This window comes from Cytobacillus solani (assembly GCF_006704205.1).
GTDB lineage: Bacteria > Bacillota > Bacilli > Bacillales > Cytobacillaceae > Cytobacillus > Cytobacillus solani.
This window is the reverse complement of record NZ_CP041305.1, coordinates 254,688-273,452: the sequence shown is the minus strand read 5'-3', so window position 1 is coordinate 273,452 and position 18,765 is coordinate 254,688. Positions and strand designations below refer to the sequence as shown.

Below are 18,765 nucleotides of genomic sequence, written 5' to 3'. Positions count from 1 at the left end.
TCATGAAAATGAAAAAAGGACAAGTAACCCTGCCAAGCGAAGAAAACTTTTTAAAGGAAACAAAGGAATTGATGGAGCGCTGGGGAGCAGATGCGATTCGTGATAGTGATGGAACAAAGCTGGATTCAGATATTAAACAATTAGATGCGAAGATCTATACGACTTATTTCGTTGCACGGGGTCAAAATGAGTTTGCTAAGAACCATATGGATGAATGCCAGCAGCTGTACTTGATGAGTACATTCAATACAGCGATATCAGAAAAGCTTGCGATTCATATTATGAAAGGCTATTTCGAAGAACAGTTACAGCCTGATTATCTTCATGACCCTAAAAAATATTGGGAAGTCATTGATCGGACAACTGGAAAAATAGTGGATGTGAATGATTGGGAAGTGAATGAAGAGGAAAATCAGGTCGTGATTACGAATGCTATTCCTTGGCACGAATATACGGTTTCTTTCCTCGTATTTGCGATTTGGGATCCAACTCAAATGTACAATCATATTACGAACAATTGGGGGGATAAGCCGCATGATATTCCTTTTGATGTGAGGCAGCCGTACTCCAATGAATTTATGAGCACCTATTTAAAACAATGGCTGACAGAAAATCCGGATACTGATGTAGTAAGATTTACAACGTTCTTTTATCATTTTACCCTTGTGTTCAATAATCTCGGCAAAGAAAAATTTGTTGATTGGTTTGGGTATGGGGCTAGTGTGTCAGTAGCTGCATTGGAAGCATTTGAAAAGGAAAAAGGCTACCGTTTAAGACCGGAAGACATTGTTGACCAGGGATATTACAATACTTCGTTTCGAATTCCAACACCTGCCTTTTTAGATTATATGGATTTTGTCCAAAAGTTTGTTGCTGAAGAAGCGAAAAAACTTGTGGACATCGTTCATGAAAGCGGCAAGGAAGCGATGATGTTTCTTGGCGATAACTGGATTGGCACAGAGCCTTATGGGAAATATTTTGAAAATATAGGCTTAGATGCAGTTGTAGGCAGTGTCGGTGGGGGGGCTACACTACGAATGATTGCTGATATTCCACATGTCCGTTATACGGAAGGACGTTTCTTGCCATATTTCTTCCCGGATACCTTCTATGAAGGAAATAACCCGGTAATTGAAGCAAATGAAAACTGGCTGACAGCCCGAAGAGCGATATTGCGGAACCCTGTTGATCGCATCGGCTATGGTGGTTATTTAAGTCTAGCCTATCAATTCCCGGAATTTGTCAACTATATTGAAAAAGTCACTGATGAATTCCGTGAAATTTATGACACAATCAAAGGAATTAAACCATACAGCGGTCTTAAAGTTGCTATACTGAATTCCTGGGGCAAGCTTAGAACGTGGCAGACACATATGGTTGCCCATGCATTGTGGTATAAACAAATTTATTCTTATTTAGGTGTATTGGAATCGTTGAGCGGAGCTGCTGTGGAAGTTACGTTCATTAGTTTTGATGATATCATTAATGATGGTGTACCTGAAGATGTTGATGTGATCATCAATGCCGGGGATGGGGGGACGGCTTTTTCAGGGGGAGCTAATTGGATGAATGAAAAGGTAGTCACGACTATTAAAGCCTGGATTTATAATGGTGGCGGTTTCGTAGGAATTGGTGAACCTAGTGCGTATCAGCATGAAGGACATTACTTCCAATTGGCGAATGTCCTAGGTGTTGACAAAGAACTAGGATTCAGTTTATCAACAGATAAATATTTTATCACTCCTGTTAAAGAACACTTCATTTCAGCAGATAGCACAACATTCGATTTTGGTGAGGGAATGAAAAATATCTACGCATTATCAGAGGAAACGGAAATTATTGAGTTTTCCAATGGAGAAGTTCATCTATCCAGTCATCCATTTGGAGAAGGCAGAGCAGTCTATATAGCGGGCTTGCCATATAGTGAAGAAAATACGCGTCTATTAATGAGAGCCTTATATTATGCAGCCCATAAAGAAAAGGAATTCGAAAAATGGCATGCAAGCAACATGTATTGTGAGATCCATGTCTATCCATCTATTCAGAAAATGGCCATTGTCAATAATTCGATGGAGGAACAAACAACGCTTGTCTATGACGGTCAAGGAAATAAGAAGGAAGTAACATTGGCACCTAGTGAAATCAGATGGGAGAGCTTTACCAATGAAGGCTAATATTTTGGTCATCATTAAAATGATTGTATTTATCATCTGTCTTGCACTGATTATTATCGGCCAAAAGACAGCCGGAAAGCTTGAATTAGGAATGATGTTAATCGGATTAGCTGGTCTTTTAGCGCTGCTTTATGATTACAATCGAAAATACATTTAGAGAGTAAAACTTTATTGAGGCGTTCTAGCGCTTTAATAAAGTTTTACTTTTTTTGGAGACCTTCTTATTTGCCATTACTTGTTGGGTTGACACGATAAGGGTCAATGATATAATTTGTTAAAAGAATGTTTGGAAGGCAGGCTTAGGATAATGGAACCATTGCAGCATGACAGTGTCATCCCGCTTTATCACCAATTAATGGAGAGATTGAAGGGGGCGATTCAGGACGGTCAGTGGACACATGAAGATAAAATTCCATCTGAGAACCAACTGATGGAACAATTCGGTGTAAGCCGAAACACGGCGAAAAAAGCAATTGAGGAGCTAGTACAGGAAGGCATCCTTTATCGAATCCAAGGAAAAGGTACATTTGTGGCAAAGCCAAAATTGCAGCAGTCATTAATGGGATTTTATAGTTTTAGCAAAGTGTTAAAAGAAAAAGGAATGAACCCAAAGGATATCATTCTAAAAATAGAGGAATCTAAACCAACTGCAAAAATTAGAGAAGCGCTGATGCTTGGAAAAAATGATCATGTGATAGAAATGAAACGTCTTCGTTGCGCTAATAATGAGCCTTATATTTTGGAATCATCTTTTATTCCTAAAAGGATTGTTTCTGAAATCGATCACCTAAAAAAAGTAGGTGAAATCTCCTTATATGATTTATTTGCCCAGCAATTTAATATCGTAGTAACGAGAGCAAAAGAGGCATTTGAACCCGTTCTTATTCGTTCTGAAGAAAGTGAGTACCTTCAAACGGAAGAGGGCCGCCCAGCACTGCTGCTCGAACGAACTGCCTATGATATGAATGGAGTGCCTGTTGAATTTTGTGTATCTATTGTACGAGGCGACCGCTGCCGTTTTTACACAGAGCTAACATAAATGAATACTCATAGCATTTTGGCTATGAGTATTTTTTTATCAAGAGATCTTAAAAATGTGGAGGAAAAATGGTTTATTTTTAGTTGTTGGGTTGACAGGTTAATATTGAAGAGTTTATATTTATATTACTTAAAATTTTCTGTTAACAAGAAAAGGTTTTTTTTAAAAAACTAATTAAGTAGAAGTTCATTTTTTTTTATTAACCTTGTACCTACAACCCAACAGCAAAATTGGTAGTAGATTCATATTATGCATAGAAATAAAACGACTCTTAAAATATTTATAAAATTCAAAAGATCTTTCTTAAATAGGATAAAAATTTGGTATCCTATTTAAGAAGGATCATAAGTACATAATTAAGAGGTGTTTTATCAGTGACAAGATTGAAGGATATTGCGGAATATGTAGGCGTTTCTATCTCTACTGTTTCGAGAGTCATTCAAAACGATCAGACTCGAAATGTTAACCAGGAAACAAAAGCGAAAATTTGGGAAGCTGTTAAGGAGTTAGGGTATGTGCCAAATAAGCATGCTCGAAATTTAGTTGCTAACAAGCAAGAGAAGAATAGTATAAGAACAATGAAAATTGGATGGGTAGCGAATCCAAAACAAGCAGAAATGAATCCATATTTTGCAACGATTTATACAGGTATTCGTGATGCATTAGCCAAAAATGATTACAGCTTGATTAGTATTACCAAGGACGAGCTAGAAAATGAGGCTCTGCTTCTCAAGACCATTCATGAGTTGGGGATTGAAGGACTGCTTCTTATCGATCAGATTGATTGCAGTATTATCGAATATATTCAACAAAATATACCTGTAGTTGGATTAGATTTTTTTTACACGGATAAAAATATAGCGACCGTGGATTATGATCGTGAGGCTGCGGTCACAATGGTGGTAAAGCACTTAGTTGATCAAGGTCATAAAGACATTGGATTTATTGGTGGAGGCATGAATGAAACGTTAGAAGGTCTGTATGCTGAACACCGTTTCAAAGGATTTCAACACGGCATGGAAGATGCAGGGTTGACCATTCGACCCGAATGGATCATACATACAAAGTGGAAAATGGAAAATAGCTATAAAAAAATGGGAAGTTTGATTAAAGAAGAGCGGCTGCATTTGCCAACCGCAATGGTGTGTGCGAGTGACTTAATGGCTATCGCTGCGATGAGAGCTGCTAGAGAGAATGAGCTTAGAATTCCAGATGATATCGCTTTCTTTGGGGTTGATAATATTGAAATGAGTAAATATTCATCCCCACAGCTCTCAACGGTTGAAATCCCAAAATATGAAATGGGAAGAATGGCAGCGAAAACCATTATGGAAATGGTAGAAGGGAAAATTAACCTTCCAATAAAGATTATAATGCCTTTTGAATTAGTCCTTCGGGAATCATCTAACATAAAACGAACCTAAGTGGTTCTTTTTTTAAAAGTAAGTGGAAAACGTTTGGCTAAAATGAGGAAAATAATCGGAAAACGAAAGATGAGGAGAATTTAACATGAAACCATTAACAGCGATTATTATCGGAGCTGGTGATAGAGGAGTAAGAGCCTATGCACCATACGCGCAGAATTACCCAAATGAACTAAAAATCATCGGTGTTGCAGAGCCGAATATGGAAAGAAGAACCAAATTACAACAAGCACATACGATTTCCGATGAATTTTGTTTTGAATCATGGGAAGAAGTATTCAGCCTGGAAAGAAAAATTGCAGATATCGCGATTATTTGTACACTGGACCGCAATCATTTTAAGCCGACCATGAAAGCGCTGGAACTGGGTTATCATGTTTTGCTGGAAAAACCGATGTCCCCAGATCCAAAGGAATGCATCGTGATGGAACAGGCAGCCAAAAAGTATAATCGGCAGCTTACCATATGCCATGTATTAAGGTATACGGAATTTTGGGCCACGATTAAAAAGGTGATTTCCTCAGGAGAAATCGGCGAGATCGTATCGCTTCAATTAAATGAAAATGTAGAAGTGATGCATATGTCTCATAGCTTTGTACGAGGCAATTGGAATAATAAAGAAAAATCAAGTCCAATGATTTTGCAAAAGTCATGTCATGATATGGATGTTATTTCTTTTGTGATTGGTAAGGATTGCAAACGTGTAAGTTCTTATGGTTCCCTTATGCATTTTAAGGAAGAGAATGCACCAATTGGAGCACCAAAGAGATGTTTAGATGGCTGCCCAGTTGAACATGAATGCCCATTCCATGCTGGAAGATATTACCTCGGTGAAGGCAAAGGGTGGGCAAAGAAGTTTACAGAGGATTATACGAATGAAGGAATTATTAAAGCATTAAATGAAACCTCATACGGAAAATGTGTGTATCGCTCAGATAATAATGTAGTAGACCATCAAGTAGTCAATATGGAATTCGAGGGTGGAGCAACAGCTACATTCAGCATGTGCGGCTTCACTAGAGAGCAAACGCGCATTGTTCAAATCATGGGAACAAAAGGGGAAATACGTGGAAATATGGATGAAAACCAAATTTCTATTTTTGATTTTCTTACGAAACATGAAACGATCATAAAATTTGACAATCCAATTGGCGGACATGGGGGTGGTGATAACGGCATAATCAGAACTTTCTTAAGAGAAGTTCGATCTGGAAGTGAGGAAGGCAGTGTTTCTTCAGCATCTGCTTCAGTAAGAAGCCATCTAATGGCATTTGCAGCGGAAGAGTCAAGATTAAAACAAGGTCAATCGATTAATATTGACGATTATTATGCAAGTTTAGCAGCTAATTCCACAAGTATATCAATTGAGTACCGCTCATAAGGACGTAGATGTTTTGGAGTATTTGATTTAATAGTCTATTAAACTATATTGAAAGAAGGGGAAAAAGATGAAAAAGTGGCTAATGATGCTAGTAACAGTAATGATAGGATTCATCGTGTTAGCTGGCTGCAGTAATGATGACGCTGCATCTGGAGATGGGAAGGTAGAAATTACATATGGATTTTGGGATAAGAAACAAGTCCCTGCCATTGATGAAATTATCAAATCATTCAACGAAAAATATCCTGACATTAAAGTGAAGACGGAAATTACTCCTTATGGTCAATATTTTCAAAAGCTAGAAACGGCTGCAACAGGTTCTGCATTGCCGGATGTTATGTGGATGAATGGTGCTCATGTGAATCAATATGCTGATGGAAAAGTAATCCTTCCGCTTACTGATCTTGCAAAAAAAGATAATTATAGCTTAGATAATTACCCTGAATCATTAATCGAACTCTATACAGTGAATGAAGACATTTACGGTATTCCAAAAGACTTGGATACAACTGGTTTATGGTATAACAAAAAAATCTTTGATGAAGCTGGAGTTCCATATCCAGATGATACATGGGATTGGGATAAGTTAAAAGAGGTTGCAAAAAAATTAACAAATAAAGAAAAAGGGATATGGGGTTATGCAGCTTTAATGGGCAACCAAGGCGGCTATTATGATTTCATCTGGCAAAATGGCGGATATATTATTTCTAAGGATGGAAAGTCTGTCGGATTTGATCAGCCAGAAGCAATAGAAGCACTTAAGTACAATGTTAGTTTCATTGAGGAAGGCTTATCACCAACACAAGCGCAAATGACAGAAACGGCTGCTTCTGAATTATTCTCATCTGGCAAAATTGCGATGATGTTTGATGGTCCTTGGATGGTTCCAGAGTATAAAAAAAATCCGGATGTAGATGTAGCTGTTGTCCCTAAAGGAAAACAGCGTGCAGTCGCTATTCATGGACTAGCCAATGTAATTGCTGCTAATACAAAACATAAAGATGCTGCATGGAAGTTTGTTCAATTCCTGGGCTCTAAGGAGGCAGCAGAAATATTTGCTGCTACTGGTACAGTTATTCCTGCTTACAATGGTACACAAGATGCTTGGAAACAAGCTGTTCCAACGATAAATCTTCAAGCATTTATTGATGGAATTGAATATTCTGTTCCATTGCCTAGTGTGAAAAGCACAGGGGAAATTTGGCAGTATGAAATCGATGTCCTTAAAAAAGCTTGGAGTGAGGAAGTAAGTGTTGAAGATGCAGTAAAAGAGTTAACGAAGAAGGCGAATGAATCACTATCTAATGAATAAAGAAGTGAAGGGAAGAATCTATTTCTTCTCTTCACTTTCCTTAAAAGGAGGGAATAAAGTGAAGGGAATTCCTCAACAAGCTGAAGTGAAAGCGAATACAAAGGTTAAGGTTTCTAATTTGGCAAATACTAGGAAGCGATCAGATTACTTTTGGGCTTATCTTATGATTGCCCCTACTATGCTAGGCTTAATGATCTTTTATTTATGGCCGATTCTCCAAACCTTTTATTATAGTTTCACTGAATGGGGAGCATTTGGTCAGTATGAATGGACAGGCCTAGATAATTATAAGCGAATGTTCGAGGATTCTAACCTGATTAAATCATTTAAGAATACGGGGATTTATATTATATTTACGGTCCCGATTGGAATTTTCTTATCCATTCTAGTAGCGGTGCTTCTGAATCAGAAAATCAAAGGGAAATCTGTTTATCGTACCTTATATTTCCTGCCTGTTATAACCATGCCGGCGGCAATCGCCATGGTTTGGAAATGGCTTTATAATTCTGATTATGGACTGCTAAACTATCTTTTATCATTAATCGGAATCAAAGGTCCACAGTGGGTAAGTGATCCAAAAATTGCACTATATTCGCTTATTGCAGTAGCAATCTGGAGTGGAATTGGTTATAACATGGTTATATTTCTTTCCGGTTTACAGGGAATTCCGAGAACTTATTATGAAGCAGCTGAAATGGACGGAGCAGGCCCAATCAGAGTGTTTTTTAAGATTACATTGCCTCTACTCTCTCCTGTTATTTTCTTTGTGAGTATCATGTCACTAATTGGTGCTTTTCAAGTGTTTGACTTAATATTCATGATGATTGGAAAGAGCAGTACTGCATTAGAAAATACGCAATCAATTGTCTATTTATTCTATCAGCACGCGTTTGTATTAAACGATAAGGGCTATGCAGCGGCAATTGCTGTTCTATTATTAATCGTTATTCTGATTATCACAGCTATTCAATTTGTCTTACAGAAAAAATGGGTTCATTATGATTAAAGGAGGGAGAACCATTGGAAAGAGCAAGACAGCTTGTGACAAGTAAAACATTCCTAATCCATTTCATCTTAATTTTAGGATCTGTAGCAATGGTTGTTCCTTTTTTATGGATGATCTTAACCTCATTAAAGACGTACGCGGAGTCTATTCATGTTCCTCCTGTTATTTTTCCCGATAAATTCCAGTGGGGGAACTACAAAGAAATTTTTGAACTCCTGCCTTTTTTAAAATTTATGTTAAATACACTTATTATTACGATCGTACGGACGGTAGGACAAGTATTTTTATGCTCGCTAGCCGCCTATGCCTTCGCTCGGATTGAATTTCCCGGCAGAAACTTCCTGTTTTTGCTAGCGTTAGCTGTTTTAATGGTGCCAGGGCAAGTCTTTTTACTTCCACAATATATGATTATGGTAAAATTAGGATGGCTAAATACATTACAAGCTGTAATAGTTCCAGGTTTGTTTAGTGCATTCGGCACTTTCCTGCTAAGGCAATTCTTTATGGGGCTTCCGAAAGAACTGGAGGAAGCAGCCAGACTGGATGGATGCAATCATTTCCAAATTTATTGGAAGATTATGCTTCCTTTAGCGAAGCCTGGATTGGTTGCACTCGGTATTTTCACTACTCTTTGGAGCTGGAATGAGTTGATGTGGCCAATGATTGTAAATAGTTCACCAGAATCGATGACACTTTCTGTCGGATTGTCTTCGCTTCAAGGTCAATATTTAACAAACTACCCAATATTGATGGCAGGCTCCTTTTTAGCGATCCTTCCAATGCTCGTTTTATTTATCATTTTGCAAAAACAATTTATTGAAGGAATTGCAGTAACAGGAGGGAAATAAGTAGCTAAATATTTTGTTGCGTCGGGTTGACCCAACAAGTAGTAGTATTATAAAATTACATTGATAATAGGAAAGTTTGTGAAGACTGGCTTTTCTTTTAGTGGCTTCATATTAAATGACATTAAAAAGACTCATAGTACATTAGCTATGAGTTTTTATTAAGTATAACTTGTACCAACAACCCAACTTTAAAATGTAGATTCTGCTGAAGGTGGGATTCATTTAATAAGTGTTTACAATGTAGAGGACGTATTCGTTTTAGGGGTGAAAAGATGAAAAAAGCTATTGGTATTGACATTGGAGGGACAAAGATTGCTGCGGGAATCGTTTTAGAATCAGGAGAATTGCTTCACCGTGTAGAGGTGAAAAGTGATTCAACTGACCGCGAAAACATGTTTAAGCAAGTCGTAACAGCGGTTGAACAACTACTTGAAGGGACACCATTTTCTGACATCGAAGGTATTGGCGTCGGGGTGCCTGGGAAGGTCGATCGTGAGAATGGCATTGCTATTTTTCAAAACAATCTGCCTTGGAAGCAGTTTTCGGTTGCTGCAAGATTAAAGGAATATTTTGGCACAAAGTCAATTGCCATGGATAACGACGTCTATATGGCTGCGTTTGCTGAATGGAAAACAGGCCAAGGAAGCACAAATGAAACGTTTGTTTACGTGACAATCAGTACAGGAATTGCCTGTTCGATTATTCATCATGGAGCCTTTATCAGAGGAGCTGGTTTTGCAGGGGAACTAGGGCTCATTCCAGTTCTTTCAAAGATGGGCAATGAACGGTTAGAAAAAATCTCTGCTGGCCCTGGGATTCAGAAAATAGCGGGTATACCAGCAAAAGATGTCTTTACTGGCTATTTAAATGGATCAGAGGAATGTCAGCCAATCATTGAGGAAATGGCTAATCACTTGGCCCAAGGACTTTATTCTATTTCTAGTTTAATAGACCCGCATAGAATGGTTTTTGGCGGCAGCGTCATTGTTAATAATCCTTTTTTGCTTGATTTAATAAAAGAAAAACTGAAAATTCTTCAATTGCCAGAACAGCAGCATCTCTTAGAGCAAATGAGCATCAGCAAATTAAAGCAAGATAATGGCATTGTTGGCGCAGGCTTACGAGTATTTGAGAAGTGATAAAAGAGGAGTGTCGGAAATGTTTACATTTAGTAAAGAAAAATTAACAACCTTAGGTGCGTTCATTACTACTGAGGAAATCAAGCAGCAGCCTGAATTATGGGATGAAACGTTTACACTGTATGAGCAGAGGCGAGAAGAAATTGAAGCTTTCTTAGAGAAAATAGCAGATAAGCATGAACGAATTCGAGTCATTTTTACCGGTGCTGGGACTTCTGCGTATGTTGGTGATACGGTTACACCTTACTTAAAAGGGAAAGTGGATGAGCATAAATGGGAATTTTCAAGTATCCCGACAACTACTTTAGTGTCCAATCCATATGAGTTCTTTAAGGCGGATTTTCCAACCTTGCTCGTTTCATTTGCACGAAGCGGCAATAGCCCGGAAAGTGTAGCAGCTGTGGAATTAGCTGAACAGCTTGTAACCAATCTTTATCAGTTAACAATTACCTGTGCGATTGGAGGAGAGTTGGCGCGCAGAGCAAAAGGGGACGAAAATAATCTGTTATTGCTTATGCCCGAAAGAGCGAATGACCAAGGGTTTGCCATGACTGGAAGTTACTCATGCATGACATTAACAGCGCTGCTTGTTTTTGATTCGTTAGCTTTGGAAGAAAAAATGGAAATTGTTCAAGCCATTCGTCGAATGGGTGAAAGTGTCATTCATAGAGAGCAGGACATTCAGCATATGATTGATCGCGATTTTGATCGAATTATTTACCTTGGTTCTGGCAGCTTAGAAGGTTTGTCAAAAGAAGCACAATTAAAAATTTTAGAACTAACAGCTGGAAAAATTGTTACTGCATATGATTCGCCGCTAGGGTTCCGTCATGGCCCTAAATCTTTTGTCAATGAAAAAACAGTAGCCTTTGTTTTCGTTTCAAATCATCCATATTCACGTCAATATGACTTAGATATGTTAAATGAATTAAAGCATGATGAAATTGCCGACTATATCTGCGCCATTGAAGTCAAGGGCATGACGAATTATGATGGGGACACTTTTGCATTTGATGGGAATGGCCAATCCATTCCAGATGCCTACTTGGCATTGCCATACGTGATGGTGGGGCAAACGATCTCGCTATTGGCTTCTATTAAAGTAGGAAATACCCCTGACACGCCCTCACCAACCGGAACGGTTAACCGTGTAGTGAAAGGCGTTATTATTCATAGATATGAATAATAGATTTGGCAGTCTAGAACTTTTTAAAAGTAAGGGGAAATAAACATGTCTACATTCATTTGTGCCGATCAGTTTTTTCTTGATGATCAAGTGGCAGGCCCAGGCTTCTTAGAAATTGAAAATGGGAAGTTTGGTGCTTTTACAGAAAAGAGACCGGATGCAGCAGCTGAAATCATCGATTATCGTGGACATTGGATTGCGCCTGGTTTAGTAGACACACATATTCATGGCTTTAAGAATCACGATATTATGGATCATAACTTTGATGGATTGAACCAGATTTCAGAAGGTCTGTTATCCTGTGGCGTCACCTCCTTTTTGCCTACTACTCTAACATCATCTCATGAATTATTAAATAAAGTGGTTGAAATGATTGGAGCCAATTATTCAAAGGTGCAAGGGGCAAAAATTAAAGGAATCTTTTTGGAAGGGCCATTTTTTACAGAAAAGCATAAAGGGGCTCAGAATACAAAATATTTCCGTGATCCTTCAATTGCTGAACTGGACATCTGGCAGGCACGATCGAATCAATTAATAAAAAAAATTGCGATTGCTCCTGAAAGAAAAGGGGCAGCAGAATTTATTGAGTATGCAGTGAAAGAAAAGATTGCAGTTGCGCTAGCCCATAGTGATGCAACATATGAAGAAGCGAAGCATGCGGTCGAAAGAGGGGCATCCATTTTTGTTCATACGTTTAATGGGATGAGTGGACTGCACCATCGCGAGCCAGGAATGGTTGGTGCAGCGATGAGCCTTAAAGATGTTTTTGCCGAAATTATCTGTGATGGTCACCATGTTCATCCTGTGGCTGCAAACATTTTAATGAATGCTCGTGGCAGACATTCAATGGTTATGGTAACGGATTGTATGATGGCAGGCGGGATGCCTGAGGGAATGTATCAACTAGGAGAATTTCCTGTCGAGGTGAAGGATGGCGCTGCCCGAATGGAAGGCGGGAGTTTGGCAGGCAGTATTTTGCAATTAAAGGATGCGGTTAAAAACGTTGTCCAGTGGGGGATAGCCACACCGTCAGAAGCAATTTATATGGCAAGTACTTCACCGGCAAAAAGTGTTCAAATGGATAGTGAATGCGGAAGGATTGCGAAAGGGTATGCTGCCGACTTTATCGTATTGAATCCTTCCATGGATTTAATAGCAACTTATTTGGATGGTGTCTGCCGTTATCGAGTCTAAACAACCAGAAAGAGTGATTGCGATGATTTTAGCTGTAACAATGAATCCATCGGTTGATATATCTTATCAGGTTGACCAATTTAAATTAGATGATGTCAATCGTGTGGAACATGTTCGAAAAACTGCAGGCGGCAAAGGCTTAAATGTTGCCAGGGTAATTGTACAAATGGGTGAGAACGTGTTAGCAACCGGTGTGTTGGGAGGAACGATTGGTGATTATATCATTCAAGAATTAAACAAAAGTTCCATCCCCAACAGCTTTTTAAAAATCGAAAAGGAATCCAGAAATTGTATTGCGATTCTTCATGAAGGCATGCAAACAGAAATCTTAGAAACAGGTCCAACATTATCTGAAGAAGAAGGGAAAGCTTTTATAGATAAATATGAAGATTTGCTTTCTTCGGTTTCGCTTGTGACCATTTCAGGCAGTTTGCCAAAAGGCTTACCGCCTGATTTTTACTGCAAGATGGTGGGGATCACCCAAGGAAGAGGCGTCCCAGTAATTCTGGATACTTCAGGGGAAGCATTGAAACAGGTGTTGCTGCATGACGAAAAGCCATTTGCCATTAAACCGAATACAACAGAATTATCTCAATTGCTTGGTACAGATGTGAATAATGATACAAATAGTATTCAGCAAGCCTTGAAACATGCTATGTTCCAAGGAATTGAATGGATTATTGTATCCATGGGTAGTGAGGGTGCCTTCGTCAGGCATCTGGCAGACGATTACCGGGTGACGATTCCAAAAATAGATGTCATCAATCCTGTAGGATCTGGTGATGCGACCGTCGCGGGCTTTGCGGTGGCCATGCAACGGGAGAAATCTACAGAAACTCTGCTGAAAACAGCGATGGTGACTGGAATGTTAAATGCAATGGAAGCTGGAACTGGTTCTATTAATATGAAAAAGTTTGACCAATACTTTGATTTAGTGAAGGTAGAAAAAATAGATTAATAGAGGAGAATGATGATGGTGGAACTTACCACGAATAAATTGGAAGCACTAAAACGTTTATCAGATGAAAATGGTGTAATAGGTGCATTAGCAATCGATCAGCGCGGATCTTTGAAAAAAATGATCGCTGCTCATTCGAATGAAATTGGTGATACAGGAGTGATTAACTTTAAAAAGTTAATTTCTGAAGAATTAACTCCATATTCCACATCTATTTTGCTAGATCCTGAATATGGTTTACCTGCAGCAAAGGTACGCGATAAAAATGCCGGCTTATTAGTGGCTTATGAAAAAACGGGCTATGATGCAACAGATGTGGGACGTTTGCCGGATTTATTATCTGAATGGTCAGTAAAACGTTTGAAAGAAGCTGGCGCAGATGCCGTTAAGTTCCTGCTTTATTATGATGTGGATCAGTCTGAAGAAATTAACGATTATAAACATGTTTACATGGAGCGTGTTGGGTCAGAGTGTGTGGCTGAAGACATTCCGTTTTTCTTAGAAATTGTTACATATGATGCTGAAATTGCTGATGCGAAAAGTAAGGAGTATGCAAAAGTGAAGCCTCATAAGGTTATTGAAGCAATGAGGGAATTTTCTAAGCCACAGTATCATGTGGATGTGCTGAAAGTAGAAGTTCCTGTAGATATGAACTTTGTAGAAGGCTATGCAAAAGGCGAGGCTGTGTATAGTCAAGAAGAAGCAGCATCTTATTTCAAAGAACAAAGTCAGGCAACTGGGCTTCCGTTTATCTTCTTAAGTGCTGGTGTAAGTGCAAAGCTATTCCAAGAAACACTAACATTTGCTAAAAATTCGGGATCTACTTTTAATGGGGTATTATGTGGGCGTGCAACCTGGAAGGATGGCGTGGCTCCATTTGCCGCTGATGGGGAAAAAGCAGGACGCGACTGGCTGCAGAATACAGGAAAGAGAAATATTGAGGAATTAAATGCAGTATTAAGGAAGACTGCCAGCCCCTGGTTTGATAAAGTAAATTAATTTTATGAGCGGTGACTAGTCATGTATGCTGCAGATAGAGGTGAAAAAAGTGATTCAACAATGGGTTCAACAATTAATCAATCAAGCTATTGCTGCCCGTTTAATTGAGCAGGAAGATGTGATCTATGCCCGCAATCAAATCTTATCACTTCTGCATCTTGCTGAGTTCAAGGATGAAAATGAAGATAGGGGAAATGACGATGATATCCCTGATTTACTTGAAAAAATAGTTGAATACGCATGTGCTCATAGAATCATAGAAGATGTTTTTCATGAAAAGGAAATCTTCTCAAGCAAACTAATGAGTGTCTTGATTGCACGTCCATCAACCGTTAATCAGATTTTTTATGATAAATATCAGCAGAGCCCCATGTCTGCAACCGAGTATTTTTATGAATTAAGTAAAAATAGCCAATACATTCAGATGAAGAGAATCCGTCAAAATATTGAATACAAGGTCGATACTGAATATGGAGAATTGGATATTACGATTAACTTATCGAAGCCAGAAAAGGATCCAAAAAGTATCGAGCTTGAACAGATGGCTATAAAAATGGACTACCCGAAATGCCTGCTTTGTATTGAGAATGAAGGATATGCGGGGAGAATTGGCCATCCTGCCCGCTCTAATCATCGGATGATTCGTTTGAATTTGCTTGGGGATAGCTGGTATCTTCAATTTTCGCCGTATGTTTATTATCAGGAGCATTGTATCGTGCTTTCCGATAAGCATACCGGTATGGTGATCAACGCTGAGACGTTTTTACGGCTGTTAACCTTTGTGGAGAAGTTCCCCCACTATTTTTTAGGTTCGAATGCGGAGCTGCCGATTGTTGGCGGGTCGATTTTATCCCATGAACATTACCAAGGGGGCCATTACGAATTTGCGATGGCTAAGGCTGATTCCGAGTATACCTTTGAACTGGCAGGGTTTCCAGATGTGGAATGTTCTATTGTCAAATGGCCGATGTCCGTGATTCGCCTTCGTTCTAAACAAAGCCAATCTCTTGTTGAGGCAGGAGCGCATATTTTAGAGAAGTGGCAAAATTACAGTGATGAAGCACTTGAAATCATCGCGAGAACTGGTGAGATCCCTCACAATACAATTACCCCTATTGCCAGAAAAAACGGGAGCTTCTTTGAATTAGATGTAGTTCTGCGAAATAATCGCACGAACGAAGATCATCCACTAGGGATTTTTCATCCTCACGAAGATGTTCATCATATTAAAAAGGAAAACATTGGACTGATCGAAGTGATGGGGCTTGCTGTTTTACCGGCTCGTTTAAAAGTGGAACTTGAAGAGGTGAAAAAGTATATACTTGGTGAAGTTCATATGGTTGCCGACTATCATATTGCATGGGCTGAAGAACTAAAAGGATGTTACCAATCGATTGACCCTGAAACAAATATTGATTTATTTATAAGCAGGGAAGTCGGGAAAAAGTTTTTAAAGGGACTAGAAGATGCCGCTGTTTTTAAGCGGGATGAAGAGGGAAAAGTAGGATTTCAGCGTTTTATCAGCGCCTGTCAGAATGACCTGGAATAGTCCATGATTAGTAGCATCTTTAGTAATTCCATAGGGTGATGTTCTAGAGCATCCCCCTATGGGATTTTTTGTGTAATCCTTGGAAGTTTGACCTTATAATACATCATTCCCGCCTTTTTCTCATAGATTGTGATAAGACGAAAAAGGGGGAGTAGTGAATGCGTGAAGACGAAAGGAAAGCACTGAATTATGCGATTCAGGAGATTACAGAAATTGCTAATGGCTTCGGACTCGATTTCTACCCTATGCGTTATGAAATTTGCCCTGCTGATATCATCTATACATTTGGTGCATATGGAATGCCAACGCGCTTTTCCCACTGGAGCTTTGGCAAGCAGTTTCATAAAATGAAGCTCCACTATGATCTAGGGCTTTCAAAAATTTATGAGCTGGTCATTAATTCAAATCCTTGCTATGCATTCTTGCTCGATTCGAATGCGCTAATTCAGAATAAATTAATCGTCGCTCATGTATTGGCCCATTGTGATTTCTTTAAAAATAATATGCGTTTTCAGAACACGAAACGCGATATGGTGGAAAGCATGGCTGCTACAGCAGAACGTATTAGACAATACGAAATTGAACATGGAAAAACAGAAGTGGAAACGTTTCTCGATGCCGTTTTGGCAATTGAAGAGCATATTGATCCTTCCCTTATGAGACCGAAGCTTTCATGGAATTTGAATGATGATGAATATGAGGAAGAAGAAACATTAGCTTCGTCCCCCTATGATGATTTATGGAATCTTGATGAAAGAAACAAACCAAAGTCAGTCCGAAAAAGGAAAAAGAAATTTCCTCCACAGCCAGAAAAAGACTTGCTCTTATTCATTGAAAGCTACAGCAGGGAATTATCTGATTGGCAGCGAGATATTTTAACGATGATGCGGGAAGAAATGCTGTACTTTTGGCCGCAGCTAGAAACAAAAATTATGAACGAAGGCTGGGCGTCTTACTGGCACCAGCGTATTTTAAGAGAAATGGATTTAACTAGCGGCGAAGCACTTGAATTTGCGAAGTTAAATGCGGGAGTCGTCCAGCCATCAAGAACAAGCATCAACCCATATTATCTAGGTTTGAAAATCTTCGAGGATATTGAAGAAAGATTTGATAACCCGACTGAAGAAATGAAGAAACGTGGAGTGGAACCAGGATCTGGACGTGAAAAAATGTTTGAGGTTCGTGAAATTGAGTCAGACATCTCATTTTTGCGAAACTATTTAACAAAAGACCTTGTCATGCGTGAGGATATGTATTTATTTCAAAAACAAGGCAAGGATTATAAGGTAGTTGACAAGCAATGGGAAAATGTTCGTGATCAGCTAGTCAGTATGCGTGTTAATGGCGGTTTCCCTTATTTAACAGTGAATGACGGCGATTATTTGAAAAATGGCGAGCTTTACTTAAAGCATTGGTTTGAAGGCATCGAGCTAGACCTGAAATATTTGGAAAAGGTCCTCCCATACGTACAGCAGCTCTGGGGCAGAAGTGTTCATATGGAAACAATCGTTGAGGGGAAAAATATGCTATTTACGTATGATGGGAAAAGCATTCATAGAAAGTATTTATAATTCATTGATTGGTGATAGTTTTTTTTAAATTTTGTTGACTAAGTTCACTAATAAGCTGTATTGGTGACCGGTTTAGCGGATTTTGAAGGAATAAGGTCGCCAATAGGCTGTATTGGTTACCGAATTAACGGATTTTGGAGGACAAAGGTCGCCAATAGGCTATATTGGTTGCCGAAATAGCGGATTTTGGAAGGTTAAGGTCGCCAATATGCTGTATTGATGACCGGTTTAGCGGATTTTGAAGGAATAAGGTAACCAATAAGCTGCATTGGTTACCGAATTAACGGATTTTAGAGGACAAAGGTCGCCAATAAGCTGTATTGGTGACCGGTTTAGCGGATTTTGAAGGAATAAGGGCGCCAATAAGGGGTATTGAGTATCAAATTAGAGATTTTATAAAATTACAAACATCAATGGGAGGTATTGAATCGGTTTGCATGTCCATCTATTTTCCTCCTTCACTTATTGGTGCAAAAAGATAAAAAAGCAATGGAGATTGTTTGCTCCATTGCTTGTTTATTTTTCGGAATCAGCATCAACTGGATCTAGCCAAGTCTGAGACCACTTTTCAATATCTTTCATTAGCGGCTCTAATGATAGTCCTTTGTCTGTTAATGAGTATTCAATCCGGACAGGGGTTTCAGGAAATACTTCTCGTTTCACAATTCCCTCTTGTTCTAAATCTTTTAGCCGTTCAGAAAGTACTCTTCCGCTTATCCCAATTGCTGCTTCAATTGTGCTGAAACGCTGCGGGCCATTTAACAGCTGATAGATAACCAAACCGGTCCATCGTTGGCTAATAATACTCATTGCCTTTTCAAATCTTGGGCATATAAGAGATTTATTCATCTTGTATCACTCCTTCTTACATTATAACCTCCATTACAGCAAATAATAAAGTTACTTGACATATATAATTTATAAAAATATAATTACTTACATAAAGTAACTAACTTACATTATTGAAATTATGAATAAAATAGTT

General features: G+C 38.8%; 16 protein-coding genes. 15 read left to right on the top strand and 1 reads right to left on the bottom strand.

The features are described 5' to 3' along the window. Positions 1-2 precede the first annotated feature (2 nt). The 15 genes from gnpA to FI644_RS01330 all read left to right on the top strand — a co-directional run bounded on the left by gnpA (position 3) and on the right by FI644_RS01330 (position 17,780). A complete protein-coding gene (gnpA, locus tag FI644_RS01395; RefSeq protein WP_053475090.1) occupies positions 3-2,174 on the top strand; it encodes a 1,3-beta-galactosyl-N-acetylhexosamine phosphorylase in 2,172 nt (723 codons plus the stop codon). Next, on the top strand, positions 2,164-2,331 hold the full coding sequence (locus FI644_RS26160) for a DUF6903 family protein (protein WP_172797627.1): 168 nt from the start codon (positions 2,164-2,166) through the stop codon (positions 2,329-2,331). The genes gnpA and FI644_RS26160 overlap by 11 nt, the downstream gene beginning before the upstream one ends. Positions 2,332-2,481: 150 nt before the next feature. Then, positions 2,482-3,213, top strand: coding sequence for a GntR family transcriptional regulator (locus FI644_RS27225; protein WP_053475091.1), 732 nt, complete (start codon positions 2,482-2,484; stop codon positions 3,211-3,213). Positions 3,214-3,587: 374 nt separating this feature from the next. Beyond that, a complete protein-coding gene (locus FI644_RS01385) occupies positions 3,588-4,637 on the top strand; it encodes a LacI family DNA-binding transcriptional regulator (RefSeq protein ID WP_142107884.1) in 1,050 nt (349 codons plus the stop codon). Between the two features lie 85 nt (positions 4,638-4,722). After that, complete coding sequence (locus FI644_RS01380; protein ID WP_142107883.1) at positions 4,723-6,018, top strand: Gfo/Idh/MocA family protein; 1,296 nt, start codon at positions 4,723-4,725, stop codon at positions 6,016-6,018. Positions 6,019-6,085: 67 nt separating this feature from the next. Then, a complete protein-coding gene (locus FI644_RS01375) occupies positions 6,086-7,330 on the top strand; it encodes an ABC transporter substrate-binding protein (protein WP_142107882.1) in 1,245 nt (414 codons plus the stop codon). Between the two features lie 85 nt (positions 7,331-7,415). Continuing rightward, positions 7,416-8,336, top strand: coding sequence for a carbohydrate ABC transporter permease (locus FI644_RS01370; RefSeq protein WP_053477479.1), 921 nt, complete (start codon positions 7,416-7,418; stop codon positions 8,334-8,336). An 89-nt stretch (positions 8,337-8,425) separates the two neighbouring features. Further along, positions 8,426-9,184, top strand: a complete 759-nt coding sequence (locus FI644_RS01365) for a carbohydrate ABC transporter permease (RefSeq protein ID WP_082620698.1) — start codon at positions 8,426-8,428, stop codon at positions 9,182-9,184. A gap of 272 nt (positions 9,185-9,456) precedes the next feature. Further along, complete coding sequence (locus tag FI644_RS01360; RefSeq protein ID WP_142107881.1) at positions 9,457-10,323, top strand: ROK family protein; 867 nt, start codon at positions 9,457-9,459, stop codon at positions 10,321-10,323. A 19-nt stretch (positions 10,324-10,342) separates the two neighbouring features. Further along, positions 10,343-11,509 carry an AgaS family sugar isomerase gene (locus FI644_RS01355; RefSeq protein ID WP_053475097.1) on the top strand — a complete coding sequence of 389 codons (1,167 nt, stop codon included), beginning with the start codon at positions 10,343-10,345 and terminating at the stop codon, positions 11,507-11,509. 45 nt (positions 11,510-11,554) lie between these two features. Continuing rightward, a complete protein-coding gene (gene nagA / locus FI644_RS01350) occupies positions 11,555-12,703 on the top strand; it encodes an N-acetylglucosamine-6-phosphate deacetylase (protein WP_142107880.1) in 1,149 nt (382 codons plus the stop codon). 22 nt (positions 12,704-12,725) lie between these two features. Continuing rightward, the gene (lacC, locus tag FI644_RS01345) at positions 12,726-13,661 is read left to right on the top strand and encodes a tagatose-6-phosphate kinase (protein WP_142107879.1); all 936 of its coding nucleotides are present in this window, start codon (positions 12,726-12,728) and stop codon (positions 13,659-13,661) included. 15 nt (positions 13,662-13,676) lie between these two features. Next, positions 13,677-14,660 carry a tagatose-bisphosphate aldolase gene (gene lacD, locus FI644_RS01340; RefSeq protein ID WP_142107878.1) on the top strand — a complete coding sequence of 328 codons (984 nt, stop codon included), beginning with the start codon at positions 13,677-13,679 and terminating at the stop codon, positions 14,658-14,660. A 49-nt stretch (positions 14,661-14,709) separates the two neighbouring features. After that, positions 14,710-16,209: a UDP-glucose--hexose-1-phosphate uridylyltransferase gene (galT, locus tag FI644_RS01335; protein ID WP_181758159.1), complete on the top strand. Its 1,500-nt coding sequence runs from the start codon at positions 14,710-14,712 to the stop codon at positions 16,207-16,209. Positions 16,210-16,367: 158 nt separating this feature from the next. Continuing rightward, the gene (locus tag FI644_RS01330; protein WP_053475102.1) at positions 16,368-17,780 is read left to right on the top strand and encodes a SpoVR family protein; all 1,413 of its coding nucleotides are present in this window, start codon (positions 16,368-16,370) and stop codon (positions 17,778-17,780) included. Positions 17,781-18,296: 516 nt separating this feature from the next. Here FI644_RS01330 and FI644_RS01325 read toward each other — a convergent pair. After that, complete coding sequence (locus tag FI644_RS01325) at positions 18,297-18,629, bottom strand: winged helix-turn-helix transcriptional regulator (RefSeq protein ID WP_102271967.1); 333 nt, start codon at positions 18,627-18,629, stop codon at positions 18,297-18,299. Positions 18,630-18,765 lie beyond the last annotated feature (136 nt).